The sequence below is a fragment of the Mesorhizobium delmotii genome (assembly GCF_900149755.1).
Classification (GTDB): domain Bacteria; phylum Pseudomonadota; class Alphaproteobacteria; order Rhizobiales; family Rhizobiaceae; genus Mesorhizobium; species Mesorhizobium delmotii.
The window spans coordinates 21,703-43,915 of record NZ_FUIG01000041.1 but is presented as its reverse complement, the minus strand read 5'-3'; the positions used below and the strand labels follow the sequence as shown (position 1 = coordinate 43,915).

Below are 22,213 nucleotides of genomic sequence, written 5' to 3'. Positions count from 1 at the left end.
ACAAGACATGTTCGAATTGACCGGCCGCAAGGCGCTCGTCACAGGCGCATCGGGAGGCATCGGCGAGGCTATCGCCAGGGTGCTGCATTCGCAGGGCGCCGTTGTCGGCCTGCACGGCACCCGCGTCGAAAAGCTGGAGACGCTGGCGGCCGAGCTCGGCGAGCGGGTCAAGCTGTTCCCGGCGAACCTTTCCAATCGCGACGAGGTCAAGGCGCTCGGCCAGAAGGTCGAGGCCGATCTCGAAGGCGTCGACATTCTCGTCAACAATGCCGGCATCACCAAGGACGGTCTGTTCGTACGCATGGCGGACGCCGACTGGGATACGGTGCTCGAAGTCAATCTGACCGCCGTGTTCCGGCTGACCCGCGAACTGACCCATCCGATGATGCGGCGCCGGCATGGCCGCATCATCAACATCACCTCTGTGGTTGGCGTCACCGGCAATCCCGGCCAGACCAATTACTGCGCCTCCAAGGCCGGCATGATCGGCTTTTCCAAGTCGCTGGCGCAGGAGATCGCCACCCGCAACATCACCGTCAACTGCGTCGCTCCGGGCTTCATCGAATCGGCGATGACCGACAAGCTCAACGACAAGCAGAAAGAGGCGATCATGGCAGCGATCCCGACACGGCGCATGGGCACCAGCGCCGAAGTCGCTTCCGCCGTCGCCTACCTCGCTTCCAACGAAGCTGCCTATGTAACCGGCCAGACCATTCACGTGAATGGCGGCATGGCGATGATTTGACAGTTGCGGGAAAACACCCCTTTTCGCCTTGGAGCCAGGCCGATTTTCGTGTAATGCGGCCCGCAACCCGGCGGTTCGGGCAAAAACCGGTCCGGTGCTGTTGCGTTTCCGGCCGGACCATCTTTCAGCTTGATTAGCGGCATTCTGCCCGCTAACGAAGACAGACAAACAAAAGACGAGGATGCCCAAATGAGTGACACCGCAGAGCGCGTCAAGAAGATCGTTATCGAGCACCTTGGCGTCGATGCCGACAAGGTGACGGAGCAGGCGAGCTTCATCGATGATCTGGGCGCGGACAGTCTCGACACGGTCGAACTCGTCATGGCGTTCGAAGAAGAATTCGGCGTCGAGATCCCGGACGATGCGGCCGAAACCATCCTGACTGTTGGCGATGCGGTGAAGTACATCGATAAGGCTTCTGCCTGACGCTATTTGCAGTCATCACCGAGGAGGACCTGCGATGAGGCGTGTCGTCGTCACGGGCCTTGGGCTGCTTTCGCCCTTCGGCGTAGGCTTCGAGCATGGCTGGAAGGAGCTTCTTACCGGCCGCAGCGCAGCCAAGCGCATCACCGAGTTCGAGGTGGAGGATCTTGCCTGTAAGGTCGCCCACGTCATTCCGCGCGGTAATGGTGAGGACGCCACCTTCAATCCCGAGGCCGTTCTCGAGCCGAAGGAACTGCGCAAGATCGGCGACTTCATCCTCTACGGGCTCGCGGCCGCCGACGAGGCGCTGAAGGATTCGGGGTGGGCACCGAAGACGCATGAGGAACAGTGCGCCACCGGCGTGCTGATCGGCTCCGGCATCGGCGGCATCGAAGGCATCGCCGAGAACGCGTTGATCCTGAAGGAGCGCGGACCGCGCCGCATCAGCCCGTTCTTCATCCCCGGCCAGATCATCAATCTCGTCTCCGGCCAGGTTTCGATCCGGCATGGGCTGAAAGGCCCCAACCACGCCGTCGTCACCGCTTGCTCCACCGGCGCGCATGCCATCGGCGACGCCGCTCGGCTGATCATGTGGGGCGATGCCGACGTGATGGTCGCGGGCGGCACCGAGGCGCCGGTGACGCGGCTGTCGATCGCCGGTTTCGCAGCCTGCCGTGCGCTGTCCACCGACCGCAACGACGCTCCGGAAACGGCCTCGCGTCCCTATGACCGCGACCGCGACGGCTTCGTCATGGGCGAGGGCGCCGGCGTCGTCATTTTGGAGGAACTGGAACACGCCAAGGCACGCGGCGCCAAGATCTATGCCGAGGTCACCGGTTACGGCCTGACCGGCGATGCCTATCACATCACCGCGCCGGCCGAAGATGGCGACGGCGCCTTCCGCTGCATGGTTGCGGCGCTGAACCGGGCCAAGCTGACGCCCGCAGACGTCGACTACATCAACGCGCACGGCACCTCGACCATGGCCGACACGATCGAGCTCGGCGCCGTCGAGCGGCTGGTAGGCAATGCCGCGTCGAAAATATCGATGTCGTCGACCAAGTCGTCGATAGGCCATCTCCTGGGTGCGGCGGGCGCCGCCGAGGCGATCTTTTCGATCCTCGCCATTCGCGACAACATCGCGCCGGCCACCATCAATCTCGACAACCCGGAGCGCGAAACGGCGATCGACTTGGTGCCGCACAAGCCGCGCGCCCGCCAGGTCGACGTGGCGCTGTCCAATTCCTTCGGCTTCGGCGGCACCAACGCCTCGCTGGTCTTCCAGCGCTACAATGGCTGACCGGTCCGCCGACCGGCACGGTCTATGCGTGCCGTCAATTTTGCCATATTCGCCCCTACTGTGCCCAAGGGGATTCGTTGCACGATCAAACGGTAGGGCGCCATGAGCACAAATTCGGCGGACAATGGGGAATTCGGGCAACGGTCCGCACCGTCGGGTCCGATCATGCCGAAGACGGCCAGCGAAGCATTGCGGCCTGAAGCCGGCACGCCGCCGCCCAAGCGCTCGCGCGCCTCGCGCAGCCAGTTCGTCGTGTTTATGAACTTCGTCATCTCCTTGGTGATGCTGTTGGTTCTCACGGCCGGTTTTGCATTGTATTTCGGCAAGCAGGAATTCAACGAGCCCGGCCCGTCGGCCAATGCCGACACCTTCCTGGTCAAGCCGAACACCGGCGTCCAGGAAATTGCAGAGCAGCTCGAGCGGCGCGGACTGATCAGCGACGCGCGCATCTTCCGCCTTGGCGTGCGTGCCTTTGGCAATGATTCGGAACTGAAGGCCGGCGAATACGAGATCAAGCCGCAGGCCTCCATGCGCGACATCATGGAGTTGCTGAAGAGCGGCAAGTCGGTGATGTATTCGCTGACCGTCCCCGAGGGACTGACGGTCGAGCAGGCGCTGCAGCGCATCGCCGATCAGGCAGCGCTCGACGGCGATATGCCGGCGACCATTCCACCCGAGGGCAGCCTTGCCACCGACACGCTGCGTTTCACCCGCGGCGCGACACGCCAGCAGATGGTCGAGAAGCTTTTGGCGGATCAGAAGAAGCTGGTCGAGGATGTCTGGCAGCGGCGCGCCCCCGATCTGCCTCTGGCCAATGTCGACGACTTCGTCATCCTGGCTTCGATCGTCGAGAAGGAGACGGGCAAGGGCGACGAACGCTCACGGGTCGCCGCCGTCTTCCTCAACCGGCTGGCCAAGGGCATGCGGCTGCAGTCCGATCCGACCATTATCTACGGTCTGTTCGGCGGCAAGGGCAAACCCGCCGACCGCCCGATCTACCAGTCGGACATCAAGAAGCCGACGCCCTACAACACCTATCTGATCAATGGCCTGCCGCCGACGCCGATCGCCAATCCCGGCCGTGCGGCGCTGGAGGCGGTAGCTAACCCGTCGAAGACCGACGACCTCTATTTCGTCGCCGACGGCACCGGCGGTCACGTCTTTGCCGCGACGCTCGCCGAGCACAATGAGAACGTCGCCCGTTACCGGGCGCTGCAGAAGAAGCTGGCCGACGAATCCGCCAAGGCCGGTGCTGCCAAGGCCGACGCCGCCAAGGTGGAAGGTCAGACCGATGCGCCGGTTGACGGCGGCGATGGCGATGCGGGAGCGGCGGCGCAGTAGCGCCGGACGGTTCTGGGATCGTCCCTCCGATTCGTTGACGGCAGCAGACGTGCTGATTTTGTGATCAGGAGCGTCTGCGTCCGATCCGGCGCGAAGAGGCGCTCCGGCATTTTGAAGCCGCGCATGATCTGGCCCGGAACCGCTTCCGGGATCATGCGCCAGGGGGAAGCAAGGGCATCATGAATTTGCAGAGCATGACAGGTTTTGCGCGGGCCGTCGCCGAACATGACGGCACGTCGATCGCCTGGGAGGTCAAGTCGGTCAACGGCAAGAGCGTCGAGGTCAGGCTGCGGCTGCCGCAGGGCCTCGAGCGGCTGGAGCCGGCCGTCAGGCAGACGGTGCAAAAGCGCTTTGCGCGCGGCAATTTCCAGTCAACGCTGACCGTCGGCCGCGCCGCCGGCCAGCAGGCGCAGCCCGTGGTCAACGAGGCTTTCCTGAGGGATCTGGCCGGGCTGGCCAAGCGGCTGCAGGAGCAGTTCGGCGCAACGCCTGCGACAGCCGACGGGCTGCTTTCGCTACGCGGCGTGCTCGACATCCCCGAAACCACCGAAACCGAAGAGGCGCGGGCAGCGCTCGACAGCGCGATTCTCTCGGCGCTCGAAGTGGCGCTGGGCGGGCTGGAGCAGGCACGCCAGGGCGAGGGCGCCGCCCTGCGCTCGCTACTGTCCGGCCATATCGACGCTATCGAGGCGCTGACGCTGCGCGCCGAGGCCGATCCGTCGCGCGAGCCGGCGGTGATCCGCGAACGGATTGCCGAGCAGGTTCGGCTGCTGATGGATGCCTCCGCCAATCTCGACGCCAGCCGGTTGCATATGGAAGCGGCGTTCCTGGCCACCAAGGCCGACATCCGCGAGGAGATCGATCGGCTGAAGACGCATGTGGCGTCCGGCCGGGTGCTGCTGGCAGGCGGCGGCGCCATCGGCCGCAAGCTCGATTTTCTGGCGCAGGAATTCAACCGCGAATCGAATACGCTGTGTTCGAAGTCGAATGCCGCTGCGGTCACCGCCATAGGGCTGGAACTGAAGGCGGTCGTCGACCAGTTTCGCGAACAGGTCCAGAATCTGGAGTAACCCTGATGGTCGCCAAGGAGCCTATGGTTGCCAGGGATTTGGGTTCCCGCATTCGCCGCCGGGGTTTGATGCTCGTGCTGTCGTCGCCGTCCGGCGCCGGCAAGTCGACGATCGCGCGCAATCTTCTGGAGAGCGATTCCAGTCTCGAACTGTCGGTCTCCGTCACCACGCGGCCGCGCCGCGGCAGCGAGATCGAAGGCGTCCACTATCATTTCCGCACCATGCGTGAGTTCGAGCGGCTGCGCGATTCCGACGAACTGCTCGAATGGGCCGAAGTGCATGGCAATTGCTATGCGACGCCGCGTGAACCGGCCGAACTGGCGCTGGCACAGGGCCGCGACATGCTGTTCGACATCGACTGGCAGGGCGCCCAGCAGCTCAAGGAGAGAATGCGCGCCGACATCGTCTCGATTTTCATCCTGCCGCCCTCGATGAAAGAATTGAAGGCGCGGCTGAAGCGCCGCGCCGAGGACCAGGAATCGGTGATCGAGACGCGTCTGAAGAACGCCCGCAACGAGATCGAGCACTGGAAGGAATATGATTTCGTCATCATCAACGACGATCTCGACCGTGCCTTCGCCGAAGTGCGCGGCATCGTCACCGCCGAGCGGCTCAGACGCGATCGCCGGCCCGGCCTGTTCGATTTCGTCTCGGGGTTGCTCGACGAGAAGACGGACTAGGGGCCGGCGCAATCACACCGCGTTGGTCAGTCGCACGAATTCCTCGACGCTCAAGGTTTCCGCCCGCCGCGTCGGATCGATGCCGGCGCGGCTGAGCAGGGCTTCGCCGCCGAGGCTCTTGACGCTCTGCCGCAGCATTTTACGGCGCTGGCCGAAGGCCGCTTCGGTGACGCGGCTGAGTTTCTTGACCTCGGTGGGCAGGGGACTTGCCCGCGGCACCAGATGCACCACCGACGACACCACCTTGGGCGGCGGCGTGAACGCCTGCGGCGGCACGTCGAAAGCGATTTTTGCCTCCGTCCGCCAGCCTGCCAGCACGCCAAGCCGGCCATAGGCATCGCTGCCGGGGCGGGCGACGATGCGCTCGGCCACCTCGCGCTGGAACATCAGCGTCATCGATGTGTAGAAGGGCGGCCACTCGGCGATGGTCAGCCAGCGTATCAAAAGCTCGGTGCCGATATTGTAGGGCAGGTTGGCGACGATCCTCACAGATCCATTGCCCCCATGTGCCCCTTTGGCAAGCGCTGCAAAATCCGTCTTTAGCGCATCGCCGGCAATGGTCTCGAGCCGGCCCGGATAGTGGTCTGACACCTCCGCGAGCGCTGCCAGGCAGCGCTCGTCGCGCTCGATGGCGATGACCCGACCAGCGCCGTGGGAAAGCAGCGCCCGGGTTAGGCCGCCGGGACCCGGACCGACCTCGATCACCGTGGCGTCCGTCAGATCGCCGGCGGCGCGCGCGATCTTGCCGGTCAGGTTGAGATCGAGCAGAAAATTCTGGCCGAGCGCCTTTTTCGCCTGCAGCCCATGGCGTTCGATCACCGCGCGCAACGGCGGCAGCCCGTCGATGCTCATGCGGCGGCAGCCTTCGTCCCGGTGCCGGCAAGCCTGCCGGCGAGCCTTAGCGCCGCGATCAGGCTGTCGGCCCGGGCTATGCCCTTGCCGGCGATATCGAAGGCCGTGCCGTGATCCGGTGAGGTGCGGATGAAGGGCAGGCCGAGCGTGACGTTGACCGCCTCGTCGAAGGCCAGCGCCTTGGCCGGGATCAGCGCCTGGTCGTGATACATGCACAGCGCCGCATCGTAACCGGCTCGGGCACGGGCATGGAACAGCGTGTCGGCCGGCAGCGGCCCGAAAGCGTCGATGCCCTCTGCCCTCAGCCTGTCGATCGCCGGGCGGATGATGCGCTCGTCCTCGGCGCCCATCGCGCCGCCTTCGCCGGCATGCGGATTGAGGCCGGCAACGGCAAGCCGCGGCTTGGCGATGCCGAAGCGATGTTCGAGGTCGGCGGCGGTGATGCGGGCGGTCGCGACGATTAAGTCCGTGGTCAGCGCTTTCGGCACCTCGCGCAACGCAATGTGGATGGTGACCGGAACCGTGCGCAACTCGGGACCGGCGATCATCATCACCGGCATCGCATCTGCGCCGGTGTGGAGCGTCGCCAGATGCGCCAGATATTCGGTGTGGCCGGGGAAATGGAAGCCGGCATCGTAGAGCGGCTTCTTGGCGATCGGGCACGTGACGACTGCTGCTGCGCGGCCGCCGAGGCAGTCGTCAACAGCGCGGTCGATCGCTTCGATGATGCCGGCGGCGTTGACTGGGTCCGGCCGGCAGGGGCCGTCGACGAAGCGGGCGACAAGCGGCACGACGGGCAGGGCGCGTGTAAAGACGTGCGCCGCTTTGGCTGGCACTGTCTCCGTGATTGGCACATCGGCGCCGAGCAGGCGCGCCCGTGCGGCGATCAACGCCGGATCGGCGATAAGATAGAAGGGCGGTACACCGGCGCTGTCGCGCGCCTGCCAGGCGGCAATGGCGATTTCCGGTCCGACGCCGGATGGATCACCGGCGCTCAGCGCCAGCGGAAGCTCTGCCTCTGGCGACTTCAGCGCTCGACGATGCGGGCTTTCTTCCGCAACTCCTCGACATATTTCTTGGAGATCTCGTCGGCGTCCTTGCCGCTCGAGCCTTCGCTCTGGAACACCATCTGGGCTGCCTTGTCGTCGGACACTTCGCGCGACGAGCAGATGCCGATGAACTCGACGCCGCGGTCTGTCTCCCGCGTGGCGGTGGCACCGCCGACCTTGGTGGCCTTGATCTGGTCGGCCCAGTCCGGCGGCAATTGCGGCGCCAGTATCCGGCCGAGATCGCGAACGGTGACGTCGATCAGGCCCTTGGCAAATTCGCGCGAGGTGTTGCAGCCGTTGAAGCGGGCGCGCATGGCGTCGGCCTCGCGTTTGCGCTTGGCCAGCGTCGCGCTGCGCTCGGCCGCCGGCACAACGAAGATGACCTGCTGCAGCATGTACTCCATGGCGGTCGGCTTGGTGCCGCCATTGTCGAGCATGCGCCTGACCACGTCCTGCTCGCTCATGGCGCCGCCGCTGTCGGAGCGATGGCGCGCGGTCAGCGCCTGGTTCCAGGCCATCTGGGAGCGGATGAATTCCTTGAAATGCTCCTTGCCGACGCCGGACTGCGCCATGACGCCGTCGAGTTGCTTGAGCTGCATCTTGTTGGTCGTGGCAAAGCGCTGATAGGCGGCGTCGACCTGGGCGTCGCTGATGCGGATGCCGAGACGCTTGGCTTCGGCGACGCGCAGCGTCTGCTCGATCATCTCCTCGGCGGCGTCGCCTTTCTTGCGCTGCAGGCGCAGGAAGGCAGCCCGATGCTGGATGTCGCCGGTGGTGATCGGTACGTTGTTGACGACGTATTTGATCTGGCTGGCGAAAGCCGGCGGCGTCATCATGGTGATCGAGGCCGAGGTCGCCGCCACCAGCAGCGCGAACCCTGCCGAAAAGAGGTATTTCCTCATCGAAAGCATCCCAATTCTATCTCGGTTCCGGCCCAATTCTATCCCATTTCGAGGGAGCTGGAATCCGTGCCTGCCCTATGCGGCGAAACGATGTCGTCAGAAGCGATGTGCGTCCACTTGGACGCACAAGATACGCTCTGACACTTTGAATCGTGCTTTCCGAAAATCAATTCCCGATTTCGGGCCGATGCGTTGGCCGGCCGCCCGTTCCGCCCGTCTGTTATTAGCCAGGCGCCTGCTACTGCACAGTGTTGAAGGAGCTTTGTGTCGAGCCGAAATCGCCGAGCGTGCGGAACGACAGGTTGAAACCGATGTTCTGCGACACTTCCTTGGTGCTCAGGTCGCGGGATTCCGAGAATGTCATCAAGTAGGTGAAGCATGAATCGCTATAGGCAAAGCCGACCCCGTCCTTGACCAGGACACTTTGCTCCAGATCGTAGGTGCCGGTACCGAAGACACGCCAGTTCTCGGCAAGTTGCGTCGAGGCGCCGAGCGTGACCTCGTGGCGATCGGTCGTGAAGCCATAGAGTGGCTGCGCCTGGATGAAGGCGTATTTGGCGCTGAACGAAATCGGCAGACCGGAATAGGCTGCCTTCACCTCGGCGCGGCGATTCTCGAAGCTCTGCTCGTCGAAGCGGCCGCTGACCGAGCCGGAAAGCCCGCTGGGGCTGTTGAAGCCGACAAGGCCGACATAATCGGAGGTCGCGGTCTCAAGGCCCGAATCTTCGCCGACGTTGACCAGGTCCGGCGCGGCGAAGGAGTTCTCGCCGTCAAGCTGGTAGGATTGGCCGAACAGCGCGTTGGTGCTCCAGCCATTGTCATAGGCGCCGGAATAGCGCAGCCCGACATTGGCACGCGTGCCGCCTTCCAAGCGGTCGTAACCGGAGAACTTGTCGCGCTCGAACAATGTCGTGGCGTCAAAGACGAAGCTCTGCGCGTCCTCATTGGGGACAGCGAGGCCGCCGACATATTGCTCGTTCGGACGCACGAACACCTGCGCCATCGGCTCGAAGACGTGGCTGGAACTGGTCGAGGAGAACAGCACCGGCCAACGCATTTCCAGCCCGGCGGTCGCCATGAACCGGGCCAGCGACGATCGCATATCGTCGTCGACGCCGAGGTTAGACGCCATCTGATTGACGGCATTGAGCGATCCCGAAGAGGCATTGACATAGCCGGCGTCGCCGCGCAGCGCCAGCAGCGGCGTCAGCAGCAGCCCGCCATCGGTGGTGAAGGTGCGCTTCCATTCTGCTTCGGCGGTGAGACGGCCTGACTGGCCCTCGATGCCGCGTACACTGGTCACGGAAGCAGCGTTGTTCGGATCGGCCAGGACCCTGTCCAGCCTGTCGCGGCTGATGGCCTGCGCGTTGACATTGAACGACAACTGCCCGCCGCCCACCGCCATGTCGGGAATGTAGGCGTAGTCGAGCGAGGGCAGCACCCAGGGTTGCTTGCCGGCGCGCGCGGTCGGATCGTCAGAGAGCGTCTCTTCCTGGACCTCGAAGCGCATGGCGCGCACGTCGAAATAGTTGCGGCCGTTGAGGCCGGTCAGGTAGATCGAGGAGTGATGCACGCTGTCGTTGAAGTCATCGATGGCGTAGGTGCGCGAGAAGTTCTTGTCGGTCTGCAGCAGGACATCCCAGCCGAAGTCCCAGCGCGGATTGATGGCGAACTGGCCCTTGGTGCCCATCATGCCGCGGAACTTGTTCGGGTCGCCGGCCGCACCCGAATCGATATTGTGCCCGTCGCTGTCGATGAACTCGTCGGGATCCACTTGCCGGATGCCGGCGATCTTCAGGCTGTACTGGCCGTTGTTGAAGCGCTGGCGCCACTCGGCTTCGCCGAGAAAGCCCTGCTTGGTGTAGCCGCTGCCGGTGACGGTGAGGTCGTAGGTCGGTGAGAGCGCGAAATAATAGGGGACTTTGACGCCGACGCCGAGATCGCTCTTGTAGGCGATGCCCGGTATCAGGAAGCCGCTCTTGCGCTTGACGGTCGGGTCGGCAATCTCGAAAGCCGGCAGATAGGCGAGCGGAAAGCCGAAGAACTCGAAATTCGAATTCTCGAAGCGAACCGTCTTCTTTTCGCCGTTCCAGATGATCTTTCTGGCCTTGATGCGCCAGGTCGGCGCTTTGTCCGGTTTGTCTTCGCACGGCTCGCAGGCCGTGTAGACGCCGTTGTGGAACGTCGTCAGCACCCCGCCCATGCGTTCCGCGCTTTCGGCGGCAAAATACGCCTTGTCGACGGTTTCGACACGCAGCGCGTTGACGAAGCCGTCGGCGAAATCGTCGGTGATGTCGACGTGCTGCGAATAGATCTTGGTGCCGTCGCTGTTGATCACCTCGACATTGCCGCTGGCGACGAGCCGCTTGGTGTTGCGATTGTATTCGACTCGCTGCGCGACGAGGCGGTTGCCGCCATAATCGATCTGGACGCCGCCGACGGCCGTCACTGTCTGGTTGTCGTTGTCATAGACCAGCGTATCTGCCGCCAGCAGCATTTGCGAGCCGGCGGGGACGTCGGCTGCCATGTCGCTGATATCCTGGGCAAAAGCCGGAGTATTCGGGACGACACAAGCGAGCAGGCATGCCAAGGCGCTCGCCCCATAGAGGCGCGCCAAACCGGCCTGCCTATGGATGCGCAAAACCGCCCCCCTCACTAGCCGTCTTCCTTGTACAGCAAGAAAGTCACCCCGAAGAACATAGCCACGACAACCGGAACCCATGCAGCCACGACTGTGGGTACGAATCCCGCCACGCCGAATGCCTTGACCAGCACTGTGACGACATAAAGCAGAAACCCGGCCAGGACGCCACCCAGAATCATCGTCGCGGATTGTCCCATCCTCGCAAATCGCATCGACACCGTTGCGGCGATCAGCGTCATGGCGACGAGAAGGAACGGCAGCGCCACCAGCGAATCGAACTGCATGGCAAAGGCATTTGCCTTGAGGCCGAAGGAGCGGGCAACCTCGACCTTGCCGGGCAGATCGTAGAAAGGGATGGTTTCCGGGCGCGCCAGCCTTTCTTGCACGAATTCGGGCTTGAGGTTGGTCGGCACCCGGTCGCTTGCCACCGATTGAATGTTGCCGTCTCGGAAAACCTTGACGTCCTGCAGTTCCCAGTAGCCGTCCCGCAAAAACGCATGCGCCGCGTCCTTGCGTTCGACGATGTCGCCTTGCGGGTTGAGGACGAAGAAGACGGCGTCGGCCATCTCCAGGCCCTGATTGAGAATGGCGCGCGCGCCGATGATGGTGTCGCCGGAACTGGTTTTCTGCCGGATCCAGGGCTCGGCGTCAGCCGAGACGGTGTTCGACTTGCCGGAGCGGAGCTCAGTTTCAATTTTTTCGGACCAGGAAAACGCATGCGCGGCGATCGGATTGATGACGCCGACCGACAACACACCGAACAGCAGCGCCCCGATGCAGCACGGCAGCAGGAATTGCCATGCGGACACGCCGGCGGAACGCGCGATGACCAGTTCATATCTGCGGTTGAGCGAGACCAGCGTCGCCATCGCCGAGAACAGGCCGACGAACGGCACCGTCTGCAGCATGATCATCGGCATTCGCAACCCTGAAATGGCGAACGCTGTGCCGTAGGTGAAACCCGGCAAGCCGGTCGTGCGGCCGGAAAGTTCGGTGAAGTCGATCAGGAACACAAGCGCCAGGAGGCCGATGAAGAACCAGATGGTAATCGTCACGTAGCGGAAGAAGAAGTATCTGCCCAGAGTCCAGCCCATTAGCGTGTCCAGCCCATTAGCCGGCCCCTTGGCCAGAAGCCCTGCGCCTGGCGAAGCGGAGCTTCAGGGCGCCCCAGCCGTCACTGATGCGGCCGGCGAAATTCGTCATCCAGTCGGCCCAGGCCACCGGCAGCTCCATGGTCCGGTTGGAGACGATGAACCATGTCGCGACTGCGGACGCCACGATAGGGACGCCGTAAACCATATAGGTGTATTGCGGAACGTTGTCGGCTTTGCCGGCGGCAAAGAAACCGAGCCAGCGTACGAAAAGCGCAATCGCGATGGCCGTGATCAGCGGATGAATACGCGCCTCGCGATGGGAGCGTGCGTCTCCCGCCACCGCAAGCGCGATCAGCGCGAAAACGAGTGAATAGGACCACTCGGAAAAACGCTGGTGGAGCTCGGCCAGGTACTTGTTCGGCCTTTTCTGGAACATCTTGTCGTTCGGACTGGGATTGAGCAGGTACTGGGTCGTCCGGTCCTTCGGCAAAAGCAATACGTCCGATGAGGCCGACATGAAGGCGGACAGGTCGAAGGCATAGGAGGTGAACCGGATGACCGAAAGATCGCCGGCCAGCGTTTCGCGATGGATAACGCCGTCGTTCATCATCAGCACCCTCTCGTCGCCGCTATCGATGATGGCGCCGCTCTTGGCGTAGTAGATAAGGTTGACGCCCTCTTCGCGTGAATCGGCGACGAAAATGCCGCCAAGGCGGTTGTCCGGAAGCCGCTCGCCAATCTGCAGGAACAAGCCGTCATCGATCTTGCGGAAGGTGCCTTCCTGGATGATCAGCGACAGAAGATCGGCACGCGAAGACGCCACCAGCTCGCGGTTTTTCTGTCGTGCATAGGGGTCGACGCCGTTGTCGACGGCAAACGAAAAGATGCTGGCCGCCAGCGCCAGGAGCATGATCGGCCTGACGATGGTCCAGCGCGAAGCGCCCGCGGCGTTCAAGACGGCAAGCTCAGAATCGGAATTCATCGCGCTCAGTGTCTGGGCGACCGCGACCACCAGGGCGAATGGCACGACGATCGGGACGATCGACGGAATGATCAGCGCAGCGACTTCGAAGAAGGTCAGCGCCGACTGCCCGCTGTCGGTGACAAGGTCGATGCGGGCGAGCACCTGCGTCGTCCACACGATCGCCAGCGTCCAGATGAGCGCTGCCAGGAAGACCGCCAACGCACGACGCATGATGTAGCGTTCAACGACCTTCATGAAGGCTTTTCTCGATTTTGCCGAACGGCATCATGCCTCCAGACAAGGTAGTCGCCCGGCGACGACTCTACAACCGGTCCGTTGGCGGTTCGATCTGGTTCCCGTCCCAGATCGATATTTCCGGTGGGACGGAGTGTCGGCGGCAATGGATAAGAAAGGGCGAACATCAATGGTTAACAACACGTTGCGGCAGGAAAGCGGGGCCGTGCCGCGACGAATCGCCATCGATTCCATCCGCCATATGGGTTCGGATTCCGGCAAAGTCTTGCCAAATGCCGGAAAACGACCAAATGTCGCGCCGATCACGGTCCTGGCCGGCGTAGCTGCGACGGCGGCGAGACGAACCCGAAATTGCCCGGCCTGTGGTTTACCGGCATGCGGCCAAGCATTCGCGGTTGCTTTGCCAAACGCACGAATTCAGGCCAACGCTATCGCGCAGGAGATCGTCAGGAAGGGGCGATGATTGAAAATTGGGGTGGTGCTTCCGGTCGGAAACAGCCAAATATCTAGTTTCGCCAAGGCACTCTCCCAAAATCCAACGCCGTTCCCGAAAGCAGGACATGATGACTTCGAGACCTTCGATCGCCTTCGCCAAATTCGCAGCGCCCAAGAAGGGCAGTGTCTTCGTGCTGGCGGCCAACGATGGCGGCCTCGGCGACGCGGCAAAGGCTTGCGATCCGGCAAAGACCCTGGAGCGGGCGTTTCCAGTGGCCGACTTTTCCGGCAAATTCGCCGGCCTGGTCGAAGTGCTGGCGCCGGAGGGCACATCGCTCGACCGGCTGGTGGCGGTCGGCGCCGGCAAGGTCTCGGGGCTCGACGACCATGCCTGGCTCAAGCTTGGCGGCACCATCGCTGCGTCCCTGCGCAAGGCGACAGAGGTGGCCGTCGTGCTCGATCTGCCGGGTGCTGACGTCGGCGGCAGGCAAGCGGCACAGCTTGCCGCGGGTATTCTTCTGCGCAGCTATGCCTTCGACAAGTACAAGACGAAAAAGGACAATGGCGACGGCCAGCGCGACGGCAACAAGGCCGAGCCCAAAAAGCCGGTCAAGGTGACCATCCACACCACCGATCCGGCGGCGGCGAAAAAGGCCTTCGCCGAAGAGGCGGCGGTGATCGACGGGGTGCTTCTGGCGCGCGATCTGGTCAACGAACCGGCCAATATGCTGGGGCCGGTGGAATTCGCCGCCCGCGTCAACGAACTGGAAGCGCTCGGCGTCACGGTCGAGATCCTGGTCGAGAAGGAGATGAAGAAGCTCGGCATGGGCGCGCTGCTCGGCGTCGCGCAAGGCTCGCCGCGTGGCGCCCGCCTGGCCGTCATGCGATGGAACGGCGGCAAGGCCAAGGACAGCCCGATTGCCTTCGTCGGCAAAGGCGTCACTTTCGACACCGGCGGCAATTCGATAAAGACGGCCTCCGGCATGGAGGATATGAAGGGCGACATGGGCGGCGCGGCGGCCGTGACCGGGCTGATGCACGCGCTGGCCGCCCGCAAGGCCAAGACCAACGTCGTCGGCATCATCGGGCTGGTGGAAAATGCCGTTGACGGCCATGCGCAGCGCCCCGGCGACATCGTCACCTCGATGTCGGGCCAGACCATCGAGGTGCTCAACACTGACGCCGAAGGCCGTCTGGTTCTGGCCGATGCGCTGTGGTACTGCAACGATCGCTTCCAGCCGAAATTCATGGTCAATCTGGCGACGCTGACCGGCGCCACCATGGTCGCGCTCGGCCAGCATTATGCCGGCCTGTTCTCCAACAATGACGAATTGGCGAACAGGCTGACGAGCGCCGGGCAGGCGACGCAGGAACGTGTGTGGCGAATGCCGCTCGGCACCGAATACGACAAGCTGATCGATTCGAAAAATGCCGACATGAAGAACATCGGCGGCCGCTATGGCGGCGCCATCATCGCGGCGCAGTTCCTGCAGCGCTTCGTCAAGGATACGCCCTGGGCGCATCTCGACATTGCCGGCACCGCGATGGGCGCGCCGTCCAGCGAGATCAACCAGTCATGGGGCTCCGGCTTCGGCGTCAGGCTGCTCGACCGGCTGGTGCGCGACAACTACGAGGGGTGAGGCCTTTCAAGGCGCGATCATGGCCGACGTCCTGTTCTACCATCTGACCGAATCGTCGCTAGAGGATGCGCTGCCCGGCCTGCTCGAACGCAGTGTCGATCGCGGTTGGCGGGCCGTGGTGCAGACCGGCACCGAGGAGCGGCGCGACGCGTTGGACCAGCATCTTTGGACGTTCAGGGACGATTCCTTCCTGGCGCATGCGACGGACCGCGAATCCTACCAGGCCGAGCAGCCGATCCTTTTGACGACCGGCCATGACAATCCGAACGAGGCGCAGATACGCTTTCTGGTCGACGGCGCGGTGCCGCCGGAGCTTACCGGTTATGAGCGCGCCGTGTTCCTGTTCGACGGCCACGATGCGGCCCAGGTCGAGGCAGCGCGCACGCACTGGAAGACGATGAAGGAAGCCGGCCACGCGGTCACCTACTGGCAGCAGTCTTCAGACCGGCGCTGGGAACGCAAGGCGTAAAGCTGCCGCGTTGGCTATCCCGATGCCGCTGGCAGCTATACCCAGAATGGCGGCGTAGAAGGCGACATGTAACCAGCGAGCGATGCGCTCTTGCCCCCCGGGCGATCCCTTGATCGGAAGCGGCTTCAGATCGAACCGCCGCCACCAGACGACGCACGGAGGAAACCCGCCTTGGTGGCCGCATCCATGGCCTTCGCTGCCTGAAAGCCGGAGCCTAGCAGAGCCAGAATCAGAATGGCGCTCAGCCAGTGAATTGAGACCGCTATCGTGCCGTAGCGATCAGCTCTGCTCTTCAGCATTTTCTTCTGCTTCGAATTTCTTCCGCAGCGCCTTCATGACACGGCCGGCCGTTTCGAGATCTTCGATGGGAAGACCCTCCGCGAGCGTGTTGACCCGTGGGTTGTACAATCTGATCGCGGCGTCATAGGTCTGCTGACCCTTGTCGGTGAGCACGACAAGCTGCGCGCGGCGGTGATGCGGATTGGGTTCAAACCTGACGAGCCCTTCCTTCGCCAAATCGTTGACGATGCGCTGCACGTTCTGGCGGTTGGCGCCGAGATCGCGTGCGAGCCACGCGACCGGCTGCGGGCGTTCGGCTGCGACAATGGCGCCGAGGATCTGCCAACGGGCGCTGGTCAGCCCAAGCGGAGCCACGAGCCGATCGCCCCACGTCAAAGTCAGGTTATTGACCCTGAACAGGCTGAGAATGAGATCGGTCAAGGCTTCATCCGCCGGCGTTCGATTTGGGGTCTTCGTTGTTTCGTCCATTTGTCACCATAGGATGGTATTGACATTATGATGTCAATTATTTATGCATGCATCACACCAGATCGACATCGTATAACCAAATTGGAAAGGAACCTATCATGTCTCTTATGCGCCCACTGGACCCTGCATTCCCGATCGAACGTCAGATCGCAATCGATGCTGCTTCCGTCGTGCTCGTGAACGTATTCACGCTCGACAAGGCGGACGAACAGACCTTTCTCCGAGCCTGGCACGACGATGCGCTGTTCATGAAACAGCAGCCGGGTTTCATCTCGACCCAGCTTCACCGCGCGGTCGGCGAAAGTCCTACTTATCTGAACTATGCCGTCTGGGGATCGACAGCAGACTTCCGGACTGCGTTCATGCATCCGGAGTTCAGGGCGAAACTCTCAGTCTATCCGGCTTCGGCGGTCGCTTCCCCGCACCTGTTTCAAAAAGTCGGCGTGGCGGGCGTCTGCCTCGCGTAGGCGTGGCGTCAGCAAGAATTCGAAGTCATCAAAATCGAAAGAAAAGAAAGGCAGGAGAGATTCCGTTGCGACTCCTATTCAACATTCTCGCTATCTCTGGTTCGGCGATGTTCGCCGGCGTCATGCTGACGATCGGAGTAACGTTGGGCGGCTACTGGAAGAGCCTTCCGGCTGCCGAATTCCTCGATTGGTTTAGCCAGAACGACCGGTTCATCATAAGGACGATCCCCCTTGTCGTCGTTCCGACCCTCATAGGCCTGATCGGTTCGCTCTGGCTCAGTTGGAGCGAGGGAGGACTACGTGCACTGTGGATCGGGGCGATCGCCTGTGTCGCTGCCGTTCTGGTTCTCACTATGGCCTGGTTCCTTCCGACCAACGCGCAATTCGCCACCAAGTCGATTCCCCTGGATCAGGTGCCCGCCCGGCTAGACACCTGGCTCATGGTCCACAACGTTCGAATCCTGCTCGCCACCGTCGCGTCGGTGCTCGGGATTCTGGCAGTCGCTCGGTGAAGGGCGGGACCGGCGCTGGGAACGCAAGGCGTAGTAAAGCCTGCCATCTTGGCTATCCGCAACCCGGGTAGATCGCTGAGCAATTGGCTCGCGACGCCGAAGAAAGCATCGGACCGAAACGTGGAAGAACCCTGAAGGGGGTGGTTTGCTGATCGTTGAGACGCGCTACAACTGAAGCCGTTCAGCCAAGTCAATGAAGTCGCTGGCCACCAAATCCCAGGCCTGATCAGGATGCAAGTCCGTGGTCTGCGCTAACCCGTGCTCGGTCGGACGCGGGACAAAGGCTGTTCGCAATCCGCATGCCCGAGCCGCTGCAAGGTCGCCATTGTGGGCGGCCACAAGACAGATCTCAGCTGGCTTCATTGCCAGGACGTCAGCGGTGCGAAGATAGGCTTGCGGCATCGGCTTGTACGCCTGCACGACTTCGGCGCCGAGGATTGCATCCCAGGGGATGCGACTACGCTTCGCCATGTTGAGCATGAGGACGATGTTACCGTTCGAGAGCGGCGCGATGATATAGCGGGCCTTCAGCCGTGTGAGGCCGGCCACCGCGTCCGGCCATGGCTCCAATCGGTGCCATGCCAGGTTCAGTTCGTCCAGTTCGGACGCTGGCACCGAAGCCGGGTCGATCCCGAATTCTGGCAAAACAGCTTCCAGATTCTCCCGATGCAGCACGTCGAGCCGTGTAAAAGGCCGCCGGCCGCTGCGCACCTCCTCCATCGCTGGGGAGTAACGGCGGCGCCACGCATCCGCGAAAGCAGTAGGAATGGCGGATCCTGCTCCATGCCGCTTCAGGAACGGTTCAGCTTCGCGCGCCACGCCGCTGCGCCAATCGACGACAGTGCCGAATACGTCGAATACCAAGGCACGTACACCATCCAATGCCATCACATTCGGCTCCTCGATCCGCACAATACATGACCGTCGCATTCGGGTGGCGAGCGCCCCTTGCGGCTGTCGCAAAAATCGGTCGCGAGATACCCACTTTTGCGAGGGACATTTGCGACAGGCAAACCATTGACCGGATGGACAGGGTGAAACTATCGCGAAGCTCAAGGATATTTGCGAAAGGCGACCGGCACTACTATTCCAGAATGACGACGGCTTCCACCTCGAAGAGCATGGGGTCAATTGCAAGCTTGGGAACGGGAATCAGGGTCTGCGCCGGCAGCGCCTCGCCAAACATTTTCTTGACGTTCTTGGTCAACACCTCAAGCTTGGACATATCGTGATCGACCACGAAGACCGTGAGCTTGGCGACCTGATCCGGTCTGGCACCGAGCGCATCGAGGGCGGTGCGCAAATTTGCGTAGGCCTGCCCGACCTGGACAGCGAAGTCGGGCGACAAGGCTCCCGTGCTGTCTTGGCCGCCCTGTCCGGAGATGTAGGCCACCCGGCCATCGCGGGGCGTGATCACCGCCGTGCTGTAGCCATTCGGCGACGGGTCGTAGAGGTTTTGTGGATTGACGATGGTCAGCTTGAGATCATTCTCATTCGCTGTCGTCGCAGTGGGAACTCCCATGGTCATGATGATTAGCCCTCCGATAAGCAGATGGTTGATTGCGCGTGACATGATTTTCTCTTGGCTCTGCGAGTAACGTATCCTCGCGGCCGGCATGATTGAACTTTAACCGTATCGCCCATACGATCACTCGTGCGACGTACGAGTCATCGTATGGTACGCCGTACGAGTCAATCGTTCAAGATCGACATTCGTCGCGTTGCCGGTCAAAATCGACGTTCTGAACAGCGAGGGGAGACGGATGGCTGCCAAACGCAGCGGCGCCCGGAGCAAACGAGGGATAAATGAGCGGCTCCAGCCCGTGCAGGAGCCGCGCAGTGAACCGCCGCTCTCTCGGGAACGCATCGTGGCGACCGCGGTAGAACTGCTGGACGCCCAGGGAGTCGACGGATTGACGATGCGTCGGCTGGCCGATCGCCTCGGTTCGGGCGTGATGAGCCTATATTGGCACGTCGACAACAAAGAGGATGTCTTTGATCTGGCGCTCGACTCGGTGCTCGAATATCGCGGACCGCAAATAGTTAAGTCTCGAGACTGGCGCGGAGAAGTCGTTCATATGCTCGAAGACTGGCGCGCCAGCATGCTGCGCCATCCCTGGTCGGCATCGCTGTTGCCGCGCCGGGCGCTCGGCCCGAATATCCTCAGTCGCCTAGAACTGCTGAGCAAGACCTTGTCCAGAGCCGGGGTTGCGGACGCAGATGTGAACGTCGCGATATGGTCGCTCTGGAACTATGTGATGGGCGCCACCATCACCCGGGCGAGCTTCGACCTCTCGGACGACGACAGGGCCGCCGCGCAGCAACGCCTTACACGTCTCAGCGAACGCTACCCGACAATCGAACACTCTCGTCTGCTGTTGGATAACGATTGGGGTGGCACCTTCCGGAAAGGCCTCGGTTTCCTCCTCGATGGCCTCCTCCAGGATGAGGCTGAACGGTAGCTTTGGGCTCAAAGCGACTGTCGCAAAATCCCCGTTTAAACGACAGTTTTTGCACCTGATTTTTGCAACGTCGCAGAAGAAGCCTCTACGGCAAGGTTTAGGGTTCCACAGCGGGTCGTGAGCCGAAATGCAAACTGAGACACTGCCCAGGGCACTTGACGAAAGGCCGGCCGCGCGCAAAACTGCTAAGATGTCAGACCAATTTTGGGTGTAGGTTTACATGCGAGCGCGCGGCGAACTGCCCAGGGCATCTGCCACGCGTGTGGCAATCGCCACGCTCCCGCCATTGGATCGCGGCAAGCAGGTCATGGAAGCGCTGGCCGACTATGTCGAGCGCGCTGCGTTGAAGAGCGGTGACCGGCTTCCGACCGAACGCGAATTGATGGCCGCGCTTTCCGTCGGGCGCTCGACGATACGCGAGGCGATGGGGCGTTTCGAAGCGCTCGGCGTCACCGAGACCCGTAAAGGCAGCGGCACCTATCTGCTCAAGCCGATATCCGCCGGCACGATCCATTTGCCGCTGTCGCTCGATACGGCAGAGCTGCGCGATGGTCTCTTGCACACCCTCGAGGTACGCCGCGGCATCGAGGCCGAGGCAAGCATGGTCGCGGCGCGGCGGCGGACTGTCGACGATCTGCGGACGATCGAGGAAAAACTCATCGAGATGGAGCGCGTCCATCTCGCCACCGGCACGTCGGGTCCGGAAGACCTGGCCTTTCACCTGGCCGTCTACGACGCCACGCATAACCCGCTTTTCCGGCAGCTCCTGGGGCAGATGCGCGAAGCGTTCGAGCGCTTCTGGGACCATCCTTTCGACCGGCAGGATTTCGCGCGGCGATCGTTCCCGTATCACCGCGAGCTTTTCGATGCCATCGTCGCCAGGGACGCGGAGCTGGCGCGCGGAAAAACGCTGAAGATCCTCGAGATCGTGGAAGAGGATATCGAGGAAATGTCGAAATGAACGGTCCCGATTTTTTCGACAAGGCATCGCTGATCACCGCGCATGACGAGGGCAACGCCTTCGATGCCGTCGTGCCGCCGATCGTGCAGACCTCGCTTTTCACCTTCCCGAACTATGACGAGATGCTCGAAACTTACCGCGGCGAAAAAGTGCGGCCGACCTACACGCGCGGGCTGAACCCGACCGTGCGCATGTTCGAGGAAATGCTGGCAAAGCTGGAGGGAGCCGAGGACGCGATCGGTTTTGCAAGCGGCATGTCCGCCATCTCGTCGGCAGTGCTGAGCTTCGTCGAACCGGGCGACCGCATTGTCGCGGTCAGGCATATCTACCCGGACGCGTTCCGGCTGTTCGGGACGCTGCTCGCGCGCATGCGCATCGAGGTGACCTATGTCGACGGGCGCGACGAAGCCGCTGTCGCGAGCGCCCTGCCTGGCGCCAAGCTGTTCTATATGGAAAGCCCGACCAGCTGGGTCATGGAAGCCCATGACATCGGTGCGCTCGCCGCGCTGGCAAAGTCCCGCGGCATCCCGACCATCATCGACAACAGCTGGGCCAGCCCCGTCTTCCAGCGGCCGCTGTCGCTCGGCGTCGATGTGGTGGTCCACTCCGCGTCCAAGTATCTGGGTGGCCACAGCGATGTCGTCGCCGGCGTGGTCGCGGGCTCGAAGGGCTTGATTGGCCGCATCCGCGGCGAAGCCTATCCATATCTCGGCGGCAAGCTGTCGCCATTCGACGCCTGGCTCTTGATTCGTGGCTTGCGCACACTGCCGATCCGGATGCGCGCGCATCAGGCCTCCGGCCTCGAAATCGCACGGCGCCTACAGGATCATCCGATCGTCGAGAAGGTCTGCCATCCGGGGTTGGCCAACCTGCTTCCTGCGGGGCTCACCGGCACGTCGGGCCTGTTCTCATTTGTCTTCCGCGACGGCATCGACATCCGGACGTTTGCCGACCGCCTCAAGCTGTTCAAGCTAGGCGTGTCCTGGGGCGGCCACGAAAGCCTCATCGTGCCCGGCGAGGTCGTGCTGCAGCAGAAGGCCCAACCCAATTCCGCGATGGCGTTCGGCGTCCATCCGCGGTCCGTGCGTCTCCATGTCGGCCTCGAGGGAACCGAGGCGCTGTGGAGTGACCTGGAAGCGGCGATCGACGCTTCCGAAGAAAAGACCTGAAGCAACCAGAC

General features: G+C 62.7%; 24 protein-coding genes. 14 read left to right on the top strand and 10 right to left on the bottom strand.

What is annotated here, in order from left to right; genetic code table 11:
• Positions 1-7 precede the first annotated feature (7 nt).
• The 6 genes from fabG (at position 8) to gmk (ending at position 5,559) form a co-directional block, all read left to right on the top strand.
• Complete coding sequence (gene fabG / locus BQ8482_RS23445; RefSeq protein WP_123149765.1) at positions 8-745, top strand: 3-oxoacyl-[acyl-carrier-protein] reductase; 738 nt, start codon at positions 8-10, stop codon at positions 743-745.
• Between the two features lie 189 nt (positions 746-934).
• Positions 935-1,171, top strand: a complete 237-nt coding sequence (locus BQ8482_RS23440) for an acyl carrier protein (protein WP_006203723.1) — start codon at positions 935-937, stop codon at positions 1,169-1,171.
• 34 nt (positions 1,172-1,205) lie between these two features.
• Positions 1,206-2,468, top strand: a complete 1,263-nt coding sequence (fabF, locus tag BQ8482_RS23435) for a beta-ketoacyl-ACP synthase II (RefSeq protein ID WP_123149764.1) — start codon at positions 1,206-1,208, stop codon at positions 2,466-2,468.
• 102 nt (positions 2,469-2,570) lie between these two features.
• Positions 2,571-3,809, top strand: coding sequence for an endolytic transglycosylase MltG (gene mltG, locus BQ8482_RS23430; protein ID WP_123149763.1), 1,239 nt, complete (start codon positions 2,571-2,573; stop codon positions 3,807-3,809).
• A gap of 179 nt (positions 3,810-3,988) precedes the next feature.
• The gene (locus BQ8482_RS23420) at positions 3,989-4,879 is read left to right on the top strand and encodes a YicC/YloC family endoribonuclease (protein WP_123149761.1); all 891 of its coding nucleotides are present in this window, start codon (positions 3,989-3,991) and stop codon (positions 4,877-4,879) included.
• A gap of 5 nt (positions 4,880-4,884) precedes the next feature.
• Complete coding sequence (gene gmk / locus BQ8482_RS23415) at positions 4,885-5,559, top strand: guanylate kinase (protein ID WP_165848682.1); 675 nt, start codon at positions 4,885-4,887, stop codon at positions 5,557-5,559.
• 12 nt (positions 5,560-5,571) lie between these two features.
• Here the strand turns inward: gmk and rsmA are convergent, their stop codons facing one another.
• The 6 genes from rsmA to lptF form a co-directional block, all read right to left on the bottom strand.
• Entirely contained in the window at positions 5,572-6,411 is an 840-nt protein-coding gene (gene rsmA / locus BQ8482_RS23410; protein WP_123149760.1) for a 16S rRNA (adenine(1518)-N(6)/adenine(1519)-N(6))-dimethyltransferase RsmA, read from the bottom strand.
• Entirely contained in the window at positions 6,408-7,442 is a 1,035-nt protein-coding gene (gene pdxA, locus BQ8482_RS23405; RefSeq protein ID WP_165848696.1) for a 4-hydroxythreonine-4-phosphate dehydrogenase PdxA, read from the bottom strand. Before pdxA ends, rsmA begins: the two co-directional genes overlap by 4 nt.
• Positions 7,439-8,371, bottom strand: a complete 933-nt coding sequence (locus tag BQ8482_RS23400) for a peptidylprolyl isomerase (protein ID WP_165848681.1) — start codon at positions 8,369-8,371, stop codon at positions 7,439-7,441. Before BQ8482_RS23400 ends, pdxA begins: the two co-directional genes overlap by 4 nt.
• Positions 8,372-8,600: 229 nt before the next feature.
• A complete protein-coding gene (locus BQ8482_RS23395; RefSeq protein WP_425294126.1) occupies positions 8,601-10,889 on the bottom strand; it encodes an LPS-assembly protein LptD in 2,289 nt (762 codons plus the stop codon).
• A 128-nt stretch (positions 10,890-11,017) separates the two neighbouring features.
• Positions 11,018-12,100, bottom strand: a complete 1,083-nt coding sequence (lptG, locus tag BQ8482_RS23390; RefSeq protein ID WP_123149758.1) for an LPS export ABC transporter permease LptG — start codon at positions 12,098-12,100, stop codon at positions 11,018-11,020.
• A 16-nt stretch (positions 12,101-12,116) separates the two neighbouring features.
• Complete coding sequence (lptF, locus tag BQ8482_RS23385) at positions 12,117-13,319, bottom strand: LPS export ABC transporter permease LptF (RefSeq protein ID WP_123149757.1); 1,203 nt, start codon at positions 13,317-13,319, stop codon at positions 12,117-12,119.
• Positions 13,320-13,464: 145 nt separating this feature from the next.
• Here lptF and BQ8482_RS40680 point away from each other — a divergent pair, with 145 nt between their 5' ends.
• The 3 genes from BQ8482_RS40680 to BQ8482_RS23375 all read left to right on the top strand — a co-directional run bounded on the left by BQ8482_RS40680 (position 13,465) and on the right by BQ8482_RS23375 (position 15,863).
• Complete coding sequence (locus BQ8482_RS40680; RefSeq protein ID WP_133254816.1) at positions 13,465-13,782, top strand: hypothetical protein; 318 nt, start codon at positions 13,465-13,467, stop codon at positions 13,780-13,782.
• Between the two features lie 100 nt (positions 13,783-13,882).
• Complete coding sequence (locus tag BQ8482_RS23380; RefSeq protein ID WP_123149890.1) at positions 13,883-15,394, top strand: leucyl aminopeptidase; 1,512 nt, start codon at positions 13,883-13,885, stop codon at positions 15,392-15,394.
• A gap of 19 nt (positions 15,395-15,413) precedes the next feature.
• The gene (locus tag BQ8482_RS23375) at positions 15,414-15,863 is read left to right on the top strand and encodes a DNA polymerase III subunit chi (protein ID WP_123149756.1); all 450 of its coding nucleotides are present in this window, start codon (positions 15,414-15,416) and stop codon (positions 15,861-15,863) included.
• Between the two features lie 125 nt (positions 15,864-15,988).
• Here the strand turns inward: BQ8482_RS23375 and BQ8482_RS39495 are convergent, their stop codons facing one another.
• Complete coding sequence (locus tag BQ8482_RS39495; RefSeq protein ID WP_244602943.1) at positions 15,989-16,162, bottom strand: hypothetical protein; 174 nt, start codon at positions 16,160-16,162, stop codon at positions 15,989-15,991.
• Positions 16,143-16,631, bottom strand: a complete 489-nt coding sequence (locus BQ8482_RS23365; protein ID WP_123149755.1) for a MarR family winged helix-turn-helix transcriptional regulator — start codon at positions 16,629-16,631, stop codon at positions 16,143-16,145. The genes BQ8482_RS39495 and BQ8482_RS23365 overlap by 20 nt, the downstream gene beginning before the upstream one ends.
• Before the next feature lie 98 nt (positions 16,632-16,729).
• Here BQ8482_RS23365 and BQ8482_RS23360 point away from each other — a divergent pair, with 98 nt between their 5' ends.
• Positions 16,730-17,098, top strand: a complete 369-nt coding sequence (locus tag BQ8482_RS23360; protein ID WP_123149754.1) for an antibiotic biosynthesis monooxygenase family protein — start codon at positions 16,730-16,732, stop codon at positions 17,096-17,098.
• 65 nt (positions 17,099-17,163) lie between these two features.
• On the top strand, positions 17,164-17,610 hold the full coding sequence (locus BQ8482_RS23355) for an anthrone oxygenase family protein (protein WP_123149753.1): 447 nt from the start codon (positions 17,164-17,166) through the stop codon (positions 17,608-17,610).
• 165 nt (positions 17,611-17,775) lie between these two features.
• Here BQ8482_RS23355 and BQ8482_RS23350 read toward each other — a convergent pair whose 3' ends face one another.
• Together BQ8482_RS23350 and BQ8482_RS23345 are read right to left on the bottom strand one after the other, a co-directional pair.
• Positions 17,776-18,498, bottom strand: a complete 723-nt coding sequence (locus tag BQ8482_RS23350) for a haloacid dehalogenase type II (protein ID WP_123149889.1) — start codon at positions 18,496-18,498, stop codon at positions 17,776-17,778.
• Between the two features lie 196 nt (positions 18,499-18,694).
• Positions 18,695-19,183, bottom strand: coding sequence for a RidA family protein (locus tag BQ8482_RS23345; RefSeq protein WP_123149888.1), 489 nt, complete (start codon positions 19,181-19,183; stop codon positions 18,695-18,697).
• A 190-nt stretch (positions 19,184-19,373) separates the two neighbouring features.
• On the opposite strand from BQ8482_RS23345, the gene BQ8482_RS23340 reads away from it, so the two are divergent.
• From BQ8482_RS23340 to BQ8482_RS23330, 3 genes are all read left to right on the top strand, one after another.
• Entirely contained in the window at positions 19,374-20,072 is a 699-nt protein-coding gene (locus BQ8482_RS23340) for a TetR/AcrR family transcriptional regulator (RefSeq protein ID WP_123149887.1), read from the top strand.
• A gap of 220 nt (positions 20,073-20,292) precedes the next feature.
• Positions 20,293-21,033 carry a FadR/GntR family transcriptional regulator gene (locus BQ8482_RS23335; RefSeq protein WP_123149752.1) on the top strand — a complete coding sequence of 247 codons (741 nt, stop codon included), beginning with the start codon at positions 20,293-20,295 and terminating at the stop codon, positions 21,031-21,033.
• Complete coding sequence (locus BQ8482_RS23330) at positions 21,030-22,202, top strand: PLP-dependent transferase (protein WP_123149751.1); 1,173 nt, start codon at positions 21,030-21,032, stop codon at positions 22,200-22,202. The genes BQ8482_RS23335 and BQ8482_RS23330 overlap by 4 nt, the downstream gene beginning before the upstream one ends.
• The last annotated feature ends 11 nt before the right edge of the window (positions 22,203-22,213 follow it).